Source organism: Nocardioides pocheonensis, assembly GCF_003725535.1.
GTDB lineage: Bacteria > Actinomycetota > Actinomycetes > Propionibacteriales > Nocardioidaceae > Marmoricola > Marmoricola pocheonensis.
In genome coordinates this window covers 1-400 of sequence record NZ_RJSF01000022.1, presented here as the reverse complement: position 1 = coordinate 400, position 400 = coordinate 1, and the positions used below count along the sequence as shown (strand labels likewise).

The window sequence follows — 400 nt, the reverse complement described above, 5'->3', positions numbered from 1 at the left end:
CCAGCCGGCCCAGATCACGTCGGCCTTCTGGTCGGGCTTCTGGATGTTGGTGTAGTAGGCGTCCTGGTTGGCCACGCCGTCCAGGGTCACCTTGAAGCCGCCGGCCTCCCAGCCTGCCTTCAGCGCCGCGGCCTGCTTGTCAGCCGTCGCGGTGCTCGGGTAGGTGAAGGTGATCGGGTACGGCATCTGCACACCGGCCTGCTGCAGCAGCTGCTTGGACTTCTCCGCGTCACCCTTGCCACCCGGGAACAGGTCCTTCTGGTAGCCCTTCACCGCGGGGTTCACGATGTCGGTCGCCTCTTCGTAGGCCTTGTCACCGCCACCGGCGGTCACCCAGCCGGTGTCGTCGAGCGAGGCAGCCAGCGCCTGGCGGACCTGGAGGTTCGTCATGCGCTTGAAG

At 67.0% G+C, this 400-nt stretch carries 1 protein-coding gene; it reads right to left on the bottom strand.

Going from position 1 to position 400, the window contains the following annotated elements; genetic code table 11:
• Window positions 1-400 (bottom strand): ABC transporter substrate-binding protein (locus tag EFL26_RS08465; RefSeq protein ID WP_246000092.1); only part of this gene is annotated, 400 nt, incomplete at both ends.